The organism is Paenibacillus sp. HJGM_3 (genome assembly GCF_045062745.1).
Lineage (GTDB): Bacteria > Bacillota > Bacilli > Paenibacillales > NBRC-103111 > Paenibacillus_AA.
Window position 1 is genome coordinate 96,169 of record NZ_JBJGED010000014.1, and the last position, 18,367, is coordinate 114,535.

General features: G+C 54.4%; 12 protein-coding genes. 1 reads left to right on the top strand and 11 read right to left on the bottom strand.

Annotated elements, in window-relative coordinates:
* Positions 1-23 precede the first annotated feature (23 nt).
* The 5 genes from ACI5FR_RS16760 to ACI5FR_RS16780 all read right to left on the bottom strand — a co-directional run bounded on the left by ACI5FR_RS16760 (position 24) and on the right by ACI5FR_RS16780 (position 8,407).
* Positions 24-860, bottom strand: a complete 837-nt coding sequence (locus ACI5FR_RS16760; RefSeq protein WP_405456275.1) for a carbohydrate ABC transporter permease — start codon at positions 858-860, stop codon at positions 24-26.
* Positions 861-872: 12 nt separating this feature from the next.
* Entirely contained in the window at positions 873-1,766 is an 894-nt protein-coding gene (locus tag ACI5FR_RS16765; RefSeq protein ID WP_405456277.1) for a carbohydrate ABC transporter permease, read from the bottom strand.
* 179 nt (positions 1,767-1,945) lie between these two features.
* Positions 1,946-3,388 carry an ABC transporter substrate-binding protein gene (locus tag ACI5FR_RS16770; protein ID WP_405456278.1) on the bottom strand — a complete coding sequence of 481 codons (1,443 nt, stop codon included), beginning with the start codon at positions 3,386-3,388 and terminating at the stop codon, positions 1,946-1,948.
* Between the two features lie 38 nt (positions 3,389-3,426).
* Entirely contained in the window at positions 3,427-5,991 is a 2,565-nt protein-coding gene (locus tag ACI5FR_RS16775) for a DUF4838 domain-containing protein (RefSeq protein WP_405456279.1), read from the bottom strand.
* A 193-nt stretch (positions 5,992-6,184) separates the two neighbouring features.
* Positions 6,185-8,407: a helix-turn-helix domain-containing protein gene (locus ACI5FR_RS16780; protein WP_405456281.1), complete on the bottom strand. Its 2,223-nt coding sequence runs from the start codon at positions 8,405-8,407 to the stop codon at positions 6,185-6,187.
* A 137-nt stretch (positions 8,408-8,544) separates the two neighbouring features.
* Here ACI5FR_RS16780 and ACI5FR_RS16785 point away from each other — a divergent pair, with 137 nt between their 5' ends.
* Positions 8,545-10,116, top strand: a complete 1,572-nt coding sequence (locus ACI5FR_RS16785) for a type 2 periplasmic-binding domain-containing protein (RefSeq protein ID WP_405456284.1) — start codon at positions 8,545-8,547, stop codon at positions 10,114-10,116.
* Between the two features lie 499 nt (positions 10,117-10,615).
* Here ACI5FR_RS16785 and ACI5FR_RS16790 read toward each other — a convergent pair whose 3' ends face one another.
* From ACI5FR_RS16790 to ACI5FR_RS16815, 6 genes are all read right to left on the bottom strand, one after another.
* A complete protein-coding gene (locus ACI5FR_RS16790) occupies positions 10,616-12,445 on the bottom strand; it encodes a right-handed parallel beta-helix repeat-containing protein (protein WP_405456286.1) in 1,830 nt (609 codons plus the stop codon).
* A 15-nt stretch (positions 12,446-12,460) separates the two neighbouring features.
* Positions 12,461-13,258, bottom strand: a complete 798-nt coding sequence (locus ACI5FR_RS16795; RefSeq protein ID WP_405456288.1) for a sugar phosphate isomerase/epimerase family protein — start codon at positions 13,256-13,258, stop codon at positions 12,461-12,463.
* A 30-nt stretch (positions 13,259-13,288) separates the two neighbouring features.
* Positions 13,289-14,821, bottom strand: coding sequence for a CehA/McbA family metallohydrolase (locus tag ACI5FR_RS16800; RefSeq protein WP_405456290.1), 1,533 nt, complete (start codon positions 14,819-14,821; stop codon positions 13,289-13,291).
* Between the two features lie 12 nt (positions 14,822-14,833).
* Complete coding sequence (locus ACI5FR_RS16805; RefSeq protein WP_405456292.1) at positions 14,834-15,709, bottom strand: carbohydrate ABC transporter permease; 876 nt, start codon at positions 15,707-15,709, stop codon at positions 14,834-14,836.
* A 19-nt stretch (positions 15,710-15,728) separates the two neighbouring features.
* Entirely contained in the window at positions 15,729-16,628 is a 900-nt protein-coding gene (locus tag ACI5FR_RS16810) for an ABC transporter permease (RefSeq protein ID WP_405456294.1), read from the bottom strand.
* 77 nt (positions 16,629-16,705) lie between these two features.
* Entirely contained in the window at positions 16,706-18,298 is a 1,593-nt protein-coding gene (locus ACI5FR_RS16815; protein WP_405456295.1) for an extracellular solute-binding protein, read from the bottom strand.
* Between the last annotated feature and the right edge of the window lie 69 nt (positions 18,299-18,367).

Sequence of the window (18,367 nt, forward strand, 5' to 3'; positions counted from 1 at the left end):
TATACCTCCCTAAATTGGATGGTTTACCCTTTCACTGCGCCGAGCGTCGCACCTTCAATAATGGACCTTTGGAAAAGAATGAATACCAGAACGGACGGGACCATGGCGATGATTACGCCAGCGAACAATGTAACCCAGTCCGCCGTGTACTGCATCTTCATATTGGCCTGATACATGTTGACGCCGATTGTGTATTTAGCCTGGTCGCTTAAGTAGATAAAAGGTCCGAGAAAATTGTTGTACAGCCCAAGAAACTTGAAAATCGCCACGGTCACGATTCCCGGCATCGACAGCGGGACAATCACGCGGGCAAACACCTGCAGCAGGGAAGCCCCGTCCATAAATGCGCTTTCTTCCAGCTCCTTGGGCAGCGATTGCATGAATCCGCCCAGCAGCATCAGGAAAAAGACGCTCTCGCTGAGCACGTGAAGCAGGATGAGCCCGGTTAAGCTGTTGGTCAAATGCAGGCTCCGCATGACTACGTATTGAGGAATGAGCGCATTGATACCGGGAAGGAACAAGGAGAACATGATCGTCGCCCAGATCAGCTTCCGGCCTCGGAACGCCAGCCGGGTGAGCACGAAAGCGTTCAATGTCGTGAACAACGTCCCTAAGACGAGTCCGGTCCCCACGTAATACAACGTGTTGAGCATGGCGGGGCCGATGTTGTAGTTCACCCACGCGTTGCGATAATTGACCCAGTGGAGCGTCCCCGGGAGCTTCCATACGTCCATGAAAAACTCCCGGTTTGTTTTCAACGATTCGTACAAAACCCAGATTACGGGAAACAAAATCGAGAGCAGCCACAGAAGAAGCACTCCCCACCATAATCCGTCAACGATTGTGCGTCTTTCTTTCAATCCGTTCTCCCCCTAATACTCCACGCCCCGGTTCGGCATAAATTTGTCCAGCAACAGTTTGGCGCTGACTAGAATCACGAAGAGGAACATCCCCACTGCCGACGCGTAACCGTAATTGTGGTATTCCATACCAAAGGCGAGATTGAACATATATAGAGCGATTACATCAGTCGATCCCGACGGTCCCCCATTGGTCAGGATCAGAACCTGCTCCATTCCTTTCAGCGTTCCGAGCATTAGGAAAAGAACGCCCACGCGAACGACCGGCATAATGAGCGGAACCGTGATCTTGAACATCCGCGCCGAATGGGTAGCCCCTTCCAGAATGGCCGCCTCATACAGCGATTTCGGAATGGAAGACATCGCATTGATGAAGATGACGATATAAAATCCGACGCCCCCCCATACCGCGGGCGGAATGAGCGCCCAAATGGCGGTTTTTTCTTCACCGAGCCAATAAAAATGGCCGATCTTCAAACCGATGGCTTCCAGCAAACCGTTCAGCAGGCCGAACTGGCCGTCATAAACGAATGTCCACAATAAGGCGATGACCACCGTAGACAGCACGTTCGGGAAAAAAAACAGCACCTTAAGCACGGACGAGCCCTTGTAGTTCTTATAAACGAGCAAGTACGCGAGCACGATCGAAATGAGCACGACAAGCGGGGGGATCGTCGCCATCAGCAGCAGGTTGTGTCCCAGCGCTCTCCATACGTACTTGTCTCCCAGCATGGTAATGAAGTTATCCAACCCGACAAATCGGGGCTCCGACATCCCGTCCCACTGAAGCAGCGAATAATACACAGAGAGGATGTTGGGGTAGAGGGTAAACAGCAGGTAGCCCCCATAGGCCGGACCAAGGCTCAAGACGATAAACATCCATTTCTGCACGGCGCCTCGTTGCATCCAACGCACGACTCCAGTTCCAGCGGTCCTTTTCTGCGAAGTTATCGAAGTCTGATTCAACCTTACGCTCCTTTCACTTCTCCTGTTGAAAAGCTCGTAAACCCATTCCGCACCGCGCGAGGCTCCCCTCGCGCGGTGCTCGGCGTCACATGAAGGGGGTCAACCCCATACGACTGCCGCTATTTCTGGGCATCGATCGCTTTTTGAATAAGCGCTGCAGCTTCCGTCATAATCGGCAGCGGGTCCTGCTCCCCCAAGGCGATCTTGGGCAGCGCTTCGTTGATCACTTTATCCGCCTGGGCGGCGGCCGGATCGGTGAGCGTCACGTTTCTGACATCGGTGATGCTCTTCACTTTATTTTTCTTGACGTATTCCATTACGGCGCGGGGAGCCGCCTGAACCTTATCGGCGCGCGCCTGATCGTCCATGAAATCTTTGCGCACCGAACTGGACCCGCCCTTCTCCGCCAACACTTGCTGAACGTCGAGATTCAGCAGCGAGAGAACGAACTCTTTGGCCCATTTTTTGTTCAAGTCCGGCTTCGCCGCCCAAATAAAATACGGCCCTGTGACGCTGACTCTCATGTATTTCGTTTGGTCGGGTTTGTCGTTCATCGGAATGACCATAAAGCCCCAGCGGAAATCTTTGGGCACCGCATCCTTCATCTCGTTCTGGACCCATTCGCCGGTCGGCACCATGGCCGCCTGCCCTTGCAGCAGCTGCATCTGGGCCTGCGTATGGGTCAGAGCGGCCAATCCTTCCGGAAAGGCACCCTTCTTGCCCAGCTCGGCGAGACGCTGGAAAGCGGTTCGGGCCTCAGGCATCGATAAATAAGGGGACTTATAATTCCGGTAGGCGTCGTCGAACGGCTGTGCATGGCCATTCATATCCGCAAGCTGGAGCATGGGACCGGTTAAGAAGGCAGACGCGATATACCCCGGCACTTTGCCCGGCGCGGTGATCGGAATGACGCCATCGGCCTTGATCCGTTCAATCAGTTGGACGAACTCGTTCCAAGTTGTCGGGTTTTGATTCCACCCCTTCTTTTCGAACAAGCTTTTGTCGAAGAATAATCCGAAGCCGGAGGTCGTAACCGGCAAAGCGTACAAATCTTTGGCTACGCTCTCGTAGATCCCGTCCACTAATCCTTCCCTTACCGTTTTATTGCTGTCATACAGCTTGCGTTCCCACAAGTCCGCTTGCGGCAGCAGCTTGCCGGCTTGCTTGAGCTGCAGCGTCGTGGCGCCGGGAATGCCGGTCGAGAAGATATCGAACATGTCGTTATCGTCGTTGGCAGATGCCTTCGTCGTAATGACCGTGGAGATGGTCGGCGAATAGGTGGGATCGAACGTAACGTTCGGAAACTTCTTCGTGAACGCCTGCATCGCGTAATCGACCCATTCCCGGCCGTTGCCGTTTTCCCAAACCGCGATTTTGAGCTTGACCTTCTCATCTTTCGGCAGCCCGTTCTCCGGGTAAGTGCCTCCCGCTGTCGGCGCTCCCCCCGGAGTAGCCGTTGCATTCGGAGTGTCCCCCGTTCCGGTGGAAGAGCAGGCGGCAAGCAAGAGCAGGATAAGAACAACTACCGAAAGACGATCCCATCGTTTAAGCAAAACATTCATTGTTAAGTCGACGCCCCTTTCAAATATAAACCCAGTGGTTAATTGGACGGGATGTTGTAAACGTCCGCATCGTCCAAATACAGCTCGTCGGTTGCGGCCAGCGCTTCCACATTCACATCGTATTTCACTTGCTTGACAGGCACGCCATTCACCGCCGCAGGGATCTCCCGAATCATTTGAATATCGGCCCACGTGCCGGAGGTTTGCTGTACCGTTCTCGCTTCGGCCGGCAGGGTGCCGATCTGTTTACCCTGTGCGTCCAGCAGATATGTGTAGAGCCGGATCGCGCCGTTCGTCTTCAAACCGGCAGGCGTGTAGTAATAAACTTGGGCGTGGAGCAGCCCCTTCTGTACATCGATCGTCTGCGACAATTGTCCCCAGTCGATCCCTTGCGCCAATATGCTGGCATTCCCCGTATGAGCGGTCCCTTCCACGCGCTTGAAGCTGCCCGTATTGCGGACCGTATACGTCCACGGAGGAGCGTCCGCCACGCCATTCTCGAAGGACAGGTTGCTTCCTCCGGTATACGTTCCCTCCGCCGCCTTAATCGTGTATTGCGCGTACGTTCGGCTGAGCGGCGAATCTCCGTTAGAAGCAATCCGGGCGATCTCGTCCTTGACCGGGCCGCCTTGCGGTTCTTGTTCCTTTACGTAATCGGCGACGCCCCAGAACCGATACGGATTCCAGCCCGAGAAATTCAGGTTGAAATACGATTTGGCGTTCAGCCAATGCTTCAGTACCGGGTGCTTGGCGAATTCGTCCAGCAAGGCGGACCTTTTGTTCGCGTACACCAATTCGTTAGACCCTTGCTGGAACAACTCCTTCGCTTCGTTCGCACTCACCGGCGGCACGCTCTTCCTCGGGTAGCTGTAGGCGGAAGCCTCGTAATACTCGAACGCCCGGTACAGCAGATTGGCCCGCGCCTTCTGCGCGTCCGTTCCCGCTTTGCTCAGGACCGTCTCGAGCAGTTCACGGCTCTTCGTGATGTCCGCCGTTGTCAGCTTCTTCAGATAGTCCGGAAAGGCGAAGACGAGGAACGATTTCGTTTTGTACGTATCGAACCATTCGTTTTTCGTGCCGCGTTCGAGCCAGAACTTCTCCCATAGATCGTAATACGCTTTCAAATACGGGGCCGCTTCCTTCCCGACGGCGCGCTCGTACCATTCATTGAGCAACGCGTCCACATTCTGGTACGGATCCCACATCAGCTTCGCGGCAATCCACATCTTCGGACCCTCGCCCCAGTTGGGATACGCCTCCATGTAGTGGGCGGTTACCCCGTTTTCCGCCGCGAAGCGCATATTATCGGCCATCAGGTGTGGATAGACACGCGGCACCAGGTACGGCGTGCCGTATATATAGTCGTACAGGGCGACATTCGACGCCACCTCGTTCCACTCGCGGATCAACCGCTGGTCGTTGAGCCGGATCGTATCGTCGTACCAGATCACCCGGTCCTTGGCTATGAACGGAATGACGTGATCGTTCAACGGAAACGACGGCGGGTCGGTCGACTCCGCGTAAGCGAGCAGCCCGAACCACTTGTCCGGATGCACCTTCCGCACTTCTTCCACGACCCGATTGACCCACTTGTAATAGATGTCCGAAAGATCTTGCGAGCCCGTCGAGTTCAACTTGTTCGGATAGAGCGGATGGGACGGATCGGATTCGCACGAGCCGCCGCTGTCGTTCATGCCCAGCGAGAAGGAAGTTGCTTGAGGGTTTTTATTAAAGTAGTCGACGATATAATCGACCGCGACGCCGATCGTCCCTTCCTCAGAGAAGCACGGCTGCCATCCGGTCTTGACATTGGGAGCGGGAATGTAGCGCACGCCTCCCTTCATCGGATAAAACTCGGGATGCGTCTGCCCGTACTTGTCCGGCGGGAATATGGCCCATAGGTTGTGGCCAAATTCCACTCGCTGGTGGGTGCGGTTCTTCCTCGCCCAGACGACTTGGACATCCGTGCTGTCGATGTTCTGGAACGGGCTGAATAGGCGGGCGAATGCAGCTGGCTCCTCCTTCACCTCTTTGCGCGGTACCGATACATCGCGAAGCTTCGGCACATCCTCGCCGTCCGGCCCCGGCATCAGCCATCTTACGCCCAGATAGCGCTCCAGAAACTCATACACGCCGTATTCCGTACCCCACGCAGTCGGTCCGACGATCGTGATAGCGTTTGCATGCGGCCGGATCAGAAACCCGTCCCCATCCATATTCTCGAGCTTCTTCGTAATAAACGGCCGTTCTTTCTCTTCGGCATCCCCAATGTAAATGCGCACAGTGTCGCCAAGGTCTACCCCGGACTCCTCCTGTGCCTGCTCCGTCGAGATCGGCAGCCGGGCTCCGGTCGATTTCTGCACATACTCGACTAGCGTAGTTGCCGCCTTGCGAGTTTGCGCATCGGCGTCCTCCGCCACCAGCACGATCGCTTTCGCTTGCCCGTCGCGAACGATGGCGATCCCGTCAGCATGATACGATTGCGACTCGGCGTTTGAGCCCGCAGATTCATCGGCGAAGGCTCGAACGTCCAATACCGGGATGACTAGAAGCGCTGCCAGCAATAGCAGCAACAGGCTTCTCCTGCCCTTTCCTAAACTCATTTGAACTCCCTCCAGATCCAATGGATTCGCTTGCCGGTTCGTATGTAAACCGTACGTTCCGCGGATGAACCTCCTTCCGTCCTCGCTTGTTTCCGGCAAGTGACCCCATCCTAGCACGACCGCTCCATGACGCCTATCGGCATTATTTTTCGAATATGCAAAAACCGGAATCGCTTCCGGTTTTCGCGCAGGATCAGTCCTGTTGGGCATCTTTTCGGTATTGTCCGGGCGTGATTCCGGTTTGCTTTTTGAATACGCGAATAAACGTCAGCGAGTTGGTGTACCCGACAGCGGCCGCAATTTGTTGGATGGCTTCGTCGGTTTCGGCTAGCAGCCGTTTGGCATGCTCCGTTCGAACATCGGTCACATACTCGACGAACCGAACCCCGAACGCTTCTTTGAAGAGGCGGCTGAGATACCCGCCGCTCAAGCCGAATTGATCGCCAATATAACCGAGGGAAAAGTTCGGATCGGCATAATGCTCGTCGATCATTCGCTTCATGTTCTGAATCAAAGCGCCGGTAGACTGACTCTCGCGCAATTCCTGCATCGACTGGAAGGCCTCGCGCAGCAAGGTCCGGAATGCGCCGATCAGGTCGTCCGCCGTCTCGTGACGCTTCAGCGATTCCTGCAGCTGCTGCCGGACACCTGAATTCCACAATTCCAAGAAAGGACCGGACATTTCATCGATCTCTTTATTCAAGTGATAGAGGAGAACGTTCATCACATTGATTAATTCTTCGCGCGCGAACAACCGGCTGCGCAGCGTTCGGTGGAGCTCGTCCAATGCGGTCTCCCAATGCGATTCGCCGGCCCGGAACGATTGACATAACGTTCGAATGTCGTTCAAATGCCGATACAGATCTTCCTTGGAATGGCCGTCCAGGTCCTCTTGGTCGATAATCCGGTTCCCTCCCAGTGAGGGCTTGTACTGCAGCGCTGTCCAAGCGGCGCGATACGAGCCTGGAATCCGTTTCAACTCCGCCACGTGGAATCCAAGCCCTATCGTGACGGTGAAGTCGAGATTGTGCTCCACCCAGTGGCGCAGCTTCTCGCACATCGACTGAACGTCCTGTTCATCCGCTGTGGCGTCCTGCAAGGCAAACATAACGGCCAAATGCTGACTGCCGACCCACTCCGGCCACAACTGGAACGGCTTGCTTTCGGCCAGTTCCTTGAGTGCCATGACAAGAACGTTCTTAAGCAAATATTGGTCCCGATTATATTGGTGGACGAATTCCGCGAACTGATCGATTTCTACGATCGCCATGATCGCGCCGCCAGCCTGCGGCGCAAAGCCGAATCGCTTCGCTTCGAGCACCAATGGTTCTGCTTCTTCATCCGATGCCGCCTCCAAGAGGTGGAGGAACACATGCTTCTTCCGGTAGACGATGTTTTCCTTGTTTTGCTCCTGCAGGGTGATCGACTCTCCGAACAAGCGCTCGATCGTCGATTCGATGAGGTGAAAGTCGTCCTTCTCCTTCTCGAATTCGTCGGGCGAGGTTTCGTTTCTCATCTCCGCAATTCGTTTCAATATCGTTTGAACCGGCCGGTAATTTTGCTTCGTCAGGTAAACGAACCAAGCGATGCCTGCCGCAATGACAACAAAGCCGAAGGCAATCCAGACGTAAAACAGAGAGGAAACCAGATTCAAGAGCGGCGCGCCTTTCGGTTCGTTGCGGACGGACCAACCCGTATAAGCCGAGGTTGCCGTATCGGGTCCGACCTTCTGCTTTGCCGCTGTCTCTTGAGCGTTCGGTTGATCGTTTGCCCCTAGGATCGGGTGTCCTTCCGCATCGAAAAGATGAACGGCCGTCACCTCAGGGTCATACATGCCCAGCATCATTTCGCGTAAATATTGCGCTTTTATGTTGACAACCAGCAGACTGTTATATTTGAAGTCGGCGATCTTCGCCAGACTGACGACCCCTTGGCCCTCCCGCATGGGTAACGCTCTCGCCGTCCAACGATAAATGTCCGGGCTGCTCATCCGATTGCCGATAAACGTCCGATCGTCGAATTGTCCGAAGCTTTTCAAGGTGGAAGGCGTCAGCACCATTTGATCCGTTGCCCGAAACAAATAGACCGACTCGATGCCCGGATTGTTCGCGAGCAGTTCCTTGAGGGCCACAGCGGCCACGATATCCGAATATTCCCGATTGTCGGCCGTATCCCGGAAAAACCCTTTCAGCTTTTCGTTATTCAACAGCTCGTACTGCATCATGGCGTCAAATCCGCCGAGCGTATGGTCGAGCAGCTTCATCAAATTGCGGGACAGTTCCTGGCTCGCCTTTTGCGACGATTTTTTTGTCAGTTCATTGATGGATAAGAAAGCGATCAGCAGAAGGCTGAGCGTGATGATGAACAAGGCGGGCAAATAAGAGAGCAACAATTTGTAAAACCAATTTTTGCGCATTCGGACGATCTCCTCCGGTCTCGCATCGTAGAAGCCCAATTTCCCCCCTATTATCTTTGTATTTATTTCCCATGGCAAGTGTAATATCATTAAGCTGTCTTGGGATTCTCATTAAAGGCACCCTGGAGGTGAAGCGCTTGCAAGCCAGACGACTCTCGATCATAACCGGTATTGTGGTTTCAGTGGCCTTGTTGTTAGGGCTGTTGCTGGTCCAGGTTTGGTTGTCGGACAAGCAGCGCAGCGCAGTGAACAAAGACTTGCCCCCGCTGGAGCTCACGATGGTTTTGCCCAGCCCGGCCGATACGGGTCCTTCGACTTCCGATCCCGATAGGGTTCGAACCGTGATCGAATCGAAATTTCATGTCAAGCTGAATCTGATTGCATGGCCTCGGGGCCGAGATTACCAAACCAAATATGTCAGCATGCTGATGGCGAACAATGCTCCGGATTTTGCGATCGACCTTAGTCCCGATGGAGGATCGAGCCTGATTCTGAATGGCGTTTATGCCGACCTCTCCTCTTTCGTGTCGCCCGCTTCCATGCCGAATTATTTCAAATATTGGATGACCGAGCATGAATTAAGACAATACCAGCTCCACAACCAGTTCGTAAGAGCTCCCGTCCCTTACGACCGGAACGTGTACCGCAGCTATTACATTCGCAAAGATTGGCTCGAGCGGCTCAGTCTACCCGTACCCGAGAGCTACGAACAATACGTGGAGACGCTGCGCGCCTTTACGTTTCGAGATCCGGACGGCAACGGACAGCAAGACACTTACGGGTTCTCGACCTCCGGGAACGGCAAACAGATTTCCGAGGAATGGCCCGAATATGTCAAAAACGATTTGCTTTATCCCGCCTATATGGAGAACAATCGGTTGGTCGATATGAAGACCGATCCCCGAATAAGCCGCGTGATTGACGATATCCTGAGCCTTATGAAGGAGGGGCTGAGCGATCCGGATTGGTTCCTGAACCAGGATAACGAGCATATCGAGAAGGCGGTTCAGGGTCGGGTCGGCATCGTGATGGGGAACACGCGCGACTTTGCCTTCGATTCCAATCCGTTCAGCCTTCAAGCCAGAGGCAAAAAAGCGAACGCATCGGCCGATTGGATCCCGTTCACCCCGTTCGGCGCGAACCGACCGCTAGGTACGGCCATTGAAGCCAGCTCTCCCTTCGTGTTCCTGAAAACGAACGCGGACAAGCACCCGGAGAAAGTGAGCAAGCTGATCGAGATTCTGGATTGGCTATGCGGCGAGGAGGGCTATCTCCTGAGCCATTATGGGCTCGAGGGGCAGCATTATACGCGAAGCGGGAACATCATCACGCTGCTGCCTGACGCAAGCGCCATGACCGGAAGAGGGGGTGCTTCGAGTGTGTGGAGTTTCTTTACTCCCGAGGCGCCGTCCGTCCTCGGCCTTACCGTGATCGATCCCCGGATGACGGAGCACGACAAGACCGTCGCGGACTTTTTGGTGCGGCTTCCTGTCAAGGAGAAGCTGGGAACCTTCCTGATCCCTCCTCAAGAAATCGATGTCGGCGCTTTTCGCGACAAGCTGGACGAGTATCAGATCCGAATGCTGTACTCCGACAAATCCGGTCAACGGTGGCCGGAATATCGCAAGGAGTTGATGGACAACTACAACGGGGACGTGATCCTGCGGCATTACGAGAATCAGGTACGCACTGCACGCGGAACGAAATAATGGAATCTAACATGATTGCCATGGATTCGCATGATCGCTGCCCCAATCGGTCGTCCGGCTGCTGAAGCCGGGCGGCAAGCTCATCCTGCAGGATTTACACCCGGTGTCTACGACAGCCCCCCGCCGCACGCTCCCGCCACTCGGGATGTGAGGGAAAACCTCCCCCTCATTGGGGCGAATTCGGCGATCTTGTCATCACGAGAGGGAAAAGCTCCCTCTCTTTTGACCAGTTTGACCGTAATCGCCCGAAGGATTCCCGGAAAATGAGGGAGTTTTTCCCTCTCATGGGCCAAAAACATAGGATCGCACTTCAAAGAGAGGGAGATTTTCCCTCTCCTCGCGCTCGACCCCGCTCCCCCGCAGCGCGCAACTTAAAACCCGGCTGCTTTGGTCGGGTATCGTGCAATAGTCCGCAGACGCCAGGAGCCCGGCCATAAGAAAAAACCGCGGAATCCGCGGCTTAGAAGGTGATGCAGCATTTCTTGATTTCCCGGCTAAATTAAACCAAATCCTGGAAAGAGGTATTAGGAGTCACGGACAAATCCTGCAGATTGGCGGTTGCGGCTCCGCATCTAAGATCGTTCTGCAAGCGGGTTAGCAAGGTGATCGTAGCGGCTGCGTTCAACCCATAGCGAACTTTTTTCTTGCCAGCTTCGGTCCGTACCACATTGCCGATGACCCGGTTGTCCGAGCCGGTGCCGGTGAGCGAGATGCCGTCATTCGTATTATCGCCGTTTTGACTGGCGTTTGTAATCGAATTGTTATTCACGATCACCCGTTTCGAGTTGTTCACTTGAATCCCATGCAAATTGACATCGCGAATCAAGTTATCGGAAACGATTACGTTGCTGCTTTCCGTTATGAAGATCCCATTCTTCTTAGCCCCTTCAAGAATGTTGCCGGTCACGACGCAATTGGCGCAACGTAAGCTAATCGATTGGCCGTCTAACTTCTTGAAAATGTTGTTGGCGATGATCACCTTCTCCCCGCAGCCCTCGGGGAACCCTTCGACATAAACGCCGTTGTTGGTGCCGGTGTCGATAATGTTGTTCTCAATAATCAGCGTGCTGGCCGGCTGAACGGGGTGGACAACGCCGTTATCGTCCTTGGAGGAGGCGGATGTCGCCGAAGGTGTGGAGACGAAGAAGCCCCCATTTACTTTGATCAAATGATTGCCGGAAATAACGGAGTTTAACCATTTAAAAGGACGAATGGCCCAGTAAGTGGAGTTCTCCATCACGTTATCGCGAACGATAATATGCTCGAAATAAGCGTCCGGATACGCGCCGTGCGCGCCAACCCCGCATGGCCACGGCACCGTGCCGGCCGTTCCGCTCGGACCGAAATAGCAATGCTGTACCGTTACATGGTGGGTAGGCGTATGGTCGGCGACTTGCCCTACAAACCCAGCTTTGAGCGCGGGCTCCAGTTGAATCGCTTCGGAGTAGTTCTGCGTGGTGAACATGAAGCCTACAAACCGGCACCGATCGATCATAACGTGACGGACGCCGGTCAATTCAGCACCATGGCCGCTCTGAGTGTCCTTAATCGTCAGCTTCCGCAACGTGATATTCTCCGCATGGGCAAGCGCAATTCCGTTGCATACACGGGTGAACTTCACGCCGTTGCAATCGAGCACCCCGCCCTCGATGGTAATATTTCCGTTCCCTTCATAGTTGTAGAATACGTCCGTTGTCCGGTAGTTGCGGATTACGTTGCCGTCATGGCTGCGGAGAAGGACGGTAGTCTCATCCATTTTCAAATACGTATTCTTAAACAGGTACAATTCCCTCGTCATTCGATAGGTTCCCGAAGGAACCGTCACCTTGACGTTCGGCCACCGGAGAGCTTCGTTCAACGCGGCTTGGATGGATGGCGTATCGTCGGCCATACCGTCGCCTTTGGCCCCGTACCACTTGGCGTTGACCGAATAATTGTCCACGATTCGCTTGAATCGGGCTCCATCGGCGCTCACCAAGAGGGTTCCGGTATTGTCTGCAGAGACGGTATCGCCCGAGTCGTAAACAAAGAACCCTTCCTGGTCGGGGTCGGTTATGTAGTAGACATCACCGACCGAAGGCCGTTTGACAAGCCGCAGCTCCGCAATTGTAGTGGAGGCCACCGGCTGAGTATGCTTCAGCTTCAGGGAGACCTCGTCTCCGTGTCCGTACGTGGCTTCAGTCACGCTTTGTCCCTGAACGCTGCCGGCGCCGTAGGCGGACAACATAACGGCTGCACCGGCCATCCCCATGGAGGCCAACAGCTTTCTGCGACTCATCGGACGTTTGTCTGCGGATTCTTGTTGCGGGGTTTGGGATGTTGGATTCATACTATTTTATACCTCCTAAAGTATATTTGCTTCTCTCCGAAGCTCACGTTCGACCAAAGAGGCGTGCTCCATCACGATCTCTAACGAGGTATCAAAATCATATTCCAAAATGGATCGGTAAGCGTGCTTCTGACTTCTCAACGCCTCCCAGATCGGCCCCCACTCTATGGTTCCTGCTCCGATTGGCTGATGCAGATCGTCAATCCCATCATTATCGTGAAGATGGACCGCACTTAACCGGGTTCCCAAACGACGGATGAGCTCCGGCGTGTTCCAGCCGTTTATATGAGCATGACCGACGTCCACCAAAGCGGAGATAGTAGGGATCTGCTCGAACAGTTGAACGAACTCATCCTCATCGAACAAGGCAAACTCATGAAAGCCCACATTCTCGACAGCCAAATCAATATTGAGCTTTTGGGCAACATCGCCCAACCGTTTCAAATTATCGATCGACCGCTGCTGGGACTCCTTGCGCATGAACAGCCGCGTAGAGTACAAGCTGGGATGAACAACCATTTGCTCCGCCCCAATATGGGCAGACCATTCCAGACACTCCTTGTACACTTCGTACGAGTATTGACTGATCATCTCGAACCGGGCCGAGGCCAAGTTAAGCTCCCAGATCGGAGAGTGAACACTGATAGGGCCCTTATAGCCTTTGAATCGGTCGAATTCCTTGTGCCAATTCACGGGTTCGTCCCAATTCGGCCCGTCCATGGAGATTTCCAGTCCGCCTGTCCAAGTATCCAAGAGCTCCTTGCAATCCTCAATGCGATTCATATACGGCAACAAGTTAATAAATACGGTCATCGTATCCCTTCCCTCTCGCGGTTATTTATACTACTCGATGACAAAGCCCGCCAATTCCAGCAGTTGTCCCCACGTACGTATGGTGGACTTCTTCCTCCCTGCTGAGATCGGGTTCGTAAAACAGAGCAGCTTTCCAACGGTGTCCCGAATTTCATACCGTCTCCAGTTATAGTCGCCGGGCGTCCAGTTGAACGAAAAAGCTTGTCTCCGCAGGTCCGACCCGATCTCCCAGGAGTCGATCTGAACCCCGTTCTCGATCAAGCAAAGTTGCGAGTCCCGAGCCTGTTGTACGATCAATTCCATGTGAACGTATCCATCCGGAGAAGCTGCGAGTGCCTCGGTCAAGTCGTCTCCAAAGGTGAAGCTTTTGCTCCCGACCTGTACCGTTACATCCAACATCGGCCCTCTGGACACATAGACATGGCCGGCTCTCAGCCCGAGCAGCAGCTCCTCCGGTGTAAGTCGATCGAGCAGGACGTAACTCGCCGGATCGCCGATCGTATCGGACGAACCGTCCGCTTCATAACGATACTCGGGCTTCTGATGCGTATCGGAGCCTCCAACGCCCGGAATCCGGTAACCCTCGTTCCAAAGCAGACTCCAGAGCGTGAGTGTACGTTCCGTCAGGTAGTCCGCACGCGCGCGGGACGGGCTATTCCAAATTTCGAATAGATCGATGAGTTCCAGCGGCGTATCCGGATACCGCCATGCGAACCGGCCGGCCAGCGGATGGTTAAGCGTCCGCAACGCCCCGGCTGCGGCGGCCTCGGCCATCAGCCGATTTTGCCCGGCTTGCGTCTCCATGCCTCGATCGGCCCTTCCGGTTCCCCAGCTGTCGATCCAAGTCCGTAAGCCGACCGCATTCCAATCTCCCTTGCCGAATGAAGTGAACTCCATTCCCGGAAGAACGAGCGGCCTCCCCTTGGGCCAGCTGCCAGGCATTACGTTGTGCTCGGTCACTACGTAATAATCCAGCCCTCTCGCCTCAGCCTGACGCGTCATCTCGCTAGGGGTCATCTGGCCGTCCGACAATGTGGTATGGCCATGAAGATCCCCCTTGTACCAACGTCTGCCGCTCCCTCGGCATTGGAACCAGTCGTAGCGGTTCAGCGTCAATTCGGGTCCCGCATCCTCTTCGTTCCCGTCACACCAGACCTCCCGCTCTTCATCGTGGGACGGGGTTAGCCCTGCTGCGGCTAAATCCGGCACAGGACCGTCGCCTGAGATCCAGCTGAGGACGAACGATTCCGGCGCGTTCCTCAGGAATTGGATCGTCCATACGCCACTGCTTATCGTTCCGGCCGCAGCAGCCATGCTCGTCACATAAGGATCGCGGTGCAAGAGGACGACTCGCGTCTCCATAACGTCCAGATGCATGAACCTCACACGTCCGGCAGGGTCGCGTACCACGAGCTGCCGCCATGTGCGGGGTTTCCCATAATCGAACCGCAAGACCATCCATGCCGCAGGGGTTGCCACCTCGAACGCAAGCGATGCGGGCTGGGACTCCAACGTTTCGGAACCCCTGTAGTGAACGCTCTGCCAACTCTGCCAATCTTCCATGGCAACGGCCTCCTATTCTTTTAAAGATCCGAGCATGGCGCCTTTCACAAAATATTTTTGCAGGAACGGATAGACGATCAAAATCGGGAGTGTAGTGAATAAGATCGCAGCGGCCTTAATCGTCTCGGGACTGGAGTGCACTCCGGAATCGAGGGCAATGCTGTCGAGTCCCGAATCCGTCATACTCGACGCTACCATATTCTTGAGCTTCAACTGGAGCGGGAACAGGTCCTTGGAGCGAATATAGATCATGGCTCCGAAGTAGGCGTTCCACGTCCCGACCGAGTGGAAGAGGGCGATGGTAGCGAGGACGGGCGTAGAGAGCGGCAGGACAAGCCGGGCGTAGACACCGAATTCTCCGCTGCCGTCGATCTTCATAGCGTCCACGAGCTCTGCAGACACACTTTGGAAGAACGTCTTCATGATGAATACATTGTAGGCGCCTAGCGCTCCAGGAATAATTAGCGCCCAGAGCGAATTGATCATCCCTAGCTCCTTCACGATCAGGTAGCTCGGGATGAGCGGCACCGGGAAGATGAAGGTAACGAGAATCAGCTTCAGCAGCAGCTTCCGTCCCGGCATGGCGGGTCGAATGAGCGCATAGGCCAGTGCGGATGTGAGCAGGAGGCAGAGCAGGGTTCCCATCACGGTAATATACACACTAATCCCCATGGCTCTCCACATGTCGCGCATGTGCAGGAGGGATTCGTAGATTTTCGTCTGAAACCCTTTGGGCCACAAAATCACCAGCTTGTTGTTGGCATAAAGCGGATCGCTGAGCGAGACGGCGAGCAGATGGATCATCGGGGAGATCATCGTGAAGCATAAGCCGACGAAAAAGAGGGCGTTCACCCATTGAAACGTGGTCTCGGAGCGGTAAGCTTTCATGGTTGTACCCATTCCTTTCCTAGTAAATGCTTTCCCCCGTTGTTCTTCGGCTAAGCGTATTCAACCCGACGACAAGGAGGACGCCTACAAATGCCTTGAACAGTCCGATTGCCGTCGTATAGCTGTACTGCCCTCCCATTAGGCCGACCCGGTATACATACGTATCAAAGACGTCGCCTACTTCCCGAACGAGCGGATTGAGGAAGAACAGCACCTGTTCCACGTTCGCATCGAGAATATGCCCGATGCGCAGCAACAGAAGGACGACGATCGCCGGCATGAGCGAAGGAAGCGTAATGTGCCAGGCACGCTTCCAGCGCCCCGCACCGTCCACCATAGCGGCTTCGTACAAATTGGGATTAATGCCGGCGATGGCCGCCAAATAGATGATCATCGACCAGCCGACTTCCTTCCACACCCCAAGACTGATTACGATGCCTAGGAAGTATCGGGGCTCCGTCAAGAAAGAGACAGGCTCCATCCCCAAGCCAGCGAGCCCTTGATTGATAAGCCCTCCCCGGGCCAGCAGATCAGTAAAGATGCCCCCTACAATGACCCAGGACAAAAAGTGCGGGAGATAGAGCAGCGTCTGAGTCGTCCGCTTGAACCAGCTGAGCCGAATTTCGTTCAAGAGCAGCGCGAGCAGCAAAGGAGCCGGGAATCCGAAGAGGATCGAATAAAGGCCGAACTTGAGTGAGTTTCGCAGAACCATGATGAATTCCGCGTACTGGAACATGAAGATGAAATGTTTGAAGCCTACCCACTTGCTATGAAAGACCCCCGAGAAGATGTTGTATTCCTGGAAGGCAATCAGGTTGCCGAAGAGCGGAATGTATTTGAAAATTACAAAATGGGCGATGGCCGGCAGCGCCAGCAGCGTCAATACAAGGGCATCGATCGATTTGGCTTTACGAAACAACAGAGTAGTCTCCCTTCTGATGCAAAGGCCCCCTAGCCAGCAAACTCCAGAGGGCCTCACATGCTGAGTGCGTCGCGTTATTTCTTCATGGAGCTGTTGTACCAGTCGGTCGCTTCTTTGATCGCCGCTTCTCCGCCGCGCTTTTTCCACTCGGAGACGAAGGTGTCGAAGCCCTTGTCCAGATCTTCCTTGCCCACAACGAGCTTCACGAACCAATCGTAGAACAGGCTGCCCGCCACGAAGCCCGGATTCAGCTCGGGACGACCGTCCATGGACTTAAGCTGCGGCAAATAGACGGCATCGTTCTTCATCACTACGCTTTTGGCATCATCGTAGCCTTTCAAGACCTTATCGCTGTTAGGCAACATTTTGAGAACCAACGGGTTATTCAAGCCATTCTCCCGAACGTTGATGGAAAGCTGGTAGAACTCCTTCTCATTCAACTCTGTGTTGTTCGGACCGTTCGGATCAAATTTGACCTTACCGCCCTCTTCCGTATAGTTAAAATCCTTGATGCCGTAGGCAAAAAATTTATCGGCTTCAGGAGAGCTCCAAGCCCACTCCAAAAACTTGACGATTTCTTCCGGATTTTTCGTTCCGCTCGGAATCGTCCAGACGAAATAGATCTGGTCCGTACCGTTCTGCAGGAAGTTCTCCCCGCGGGGACCCTTAGGCGGTACAGCCATCGTGATGGCCGCTTTCGGCTGGTTCGGAAACTGCTGGGCGGCCACGGCCGCGTATTGATATGTAGCGGCTCCCCAGGCGGCGACCAATCCTTTGGAAATGTCCGCTCCGCGGTCACCCTGCTTCTTCGTAATGAAATCTTTCTCGATATACCCGTTGTCATACAGCTTCTTATAGAATGCAATCGCTTCCTTCATCTGCGGCTGAATAATATCCGGCTCCAGCTTGCCGTCGCGCACGTGCCACGTTCCCGGCCGCACTCCGAACGAACCGGTAAACACGTCGTTCCAGGACATGTTGTCCGTTAGCGAAAGCGCCCACTCATTATTCGGGTCTCCATCTCCATTCACATCATTCACTTTGACCGCCTCGGCGAATTTCAAAAACTCATCCAACGTTTTGGGCACGTCCATTTTCAGCTGATCGAGTATATCTTGCCGGTAGAAGATGATTCGGTCGGCCGCCGCTCCGTTCAACGTAGGGATACCGTAGATTTTTCCGTTCTTCATAACTTTAGGGCTGTTCCAGGCGACTTCCGGAATCTTCTTCTTCAGATTCGGAGCGTACTTGTCGATGAGCGGACCGAGCTCCATGAATACGCCCCGGTCCACGGCCCCCTGATGAACTTCCCAGTCAACGCTGCCCGTCCGGACCAGATCCGCGAGCTCCCCGGAAGCGAAGCGAAGAGACAGCTGCTGACGGAAATCGATATCGTGTCCGAGGAATTCATAGCTGACATTGTACCCGGACAGCCGGCTCAGCTCCGCGTAATACTTCGCTTTTTTGTCATCAGGGCCTTTGGAGGCGAAGCCCGAATTGTTATGCGACAGCAAAATCTTGATGTCTTTTTTCACCGGCTCTTTTTTGCCGGTCTCGCCGTCCTTGGGAGCCGCTCCGTCCGGACTGCTGCACGCGGACAAAGCTGTGGCGGCCAGCAAGACCGATGCAGCTCCCGCAAGTACGGATTTCTTGAATTTGTAAGACACAGTAATCCCTCCGATAATCAATGTGATAAGGTTCATCATGGGCTTCATGTGTTTGATTATAGAAGAACG

Bases quoted from the DNA above. Each gene is read 5' to 3' on its own strand.
- ACI5FR_RS16795 (WP_405456288.1), bottom strand. From the start codon at position 13,258: ATGACCGTATTTATTAACTTGTTGCCGTATATGAATCGCATTGAGGAT.
- ACI5FR_RS16800 (WP_405456290.1), bottom strand. From the start codon at position 14,821: ATGGAAGATTGGCAGAGTTGGCAGAGCGTTCACTACAGGGGTTCCGAA.
- ACI5FR_RS16790 (WP_405456286.1), bottom strand. From the start codon at position 12,445: ATGAATCCAACATCCCAAACCCCGCAACAAGAATCCGCAGACAAACGT.
- ACI5FR_RS16805 (WP_405456292.1), bottom strand. From the start codon at position 15,709: ATGAAAGCTTACCGCTCCGAGACCACGTTTCAATGGGTGAACGCCCTC.
- ACI5FR_RS16765 (WP_405456277.1), bottom strand. From the start codon at position 1,766: ATGCAACGAGGCGCCGTGCAGAAATGGATGTTTATCGTCTTGAGCCTT.
- ACI5FR_RS16780 (WP_405456281.1), bottom strand. From the start codon at position 8,407: ATGCGCAAAAATTGGTTTTACAAATTGTTGCTCTCTTATTTGCCCGCC.
- ACI5FR_RS16770 (WP_405456278.1), bottom strand. From the start codon at position 3,388: ATGAATGTTTTGCTTAAACGATGGGATCGTCTTTCGGTAGTTGTTCTT.
- ACI5FR_RS16775 (WP_405456279.1), bottom strand. From the start codon at position 5,991: ATGAGTTTAGGAAAGGGCAGGAGAAGCCTGTTGCTGCTATTGCTGGCA.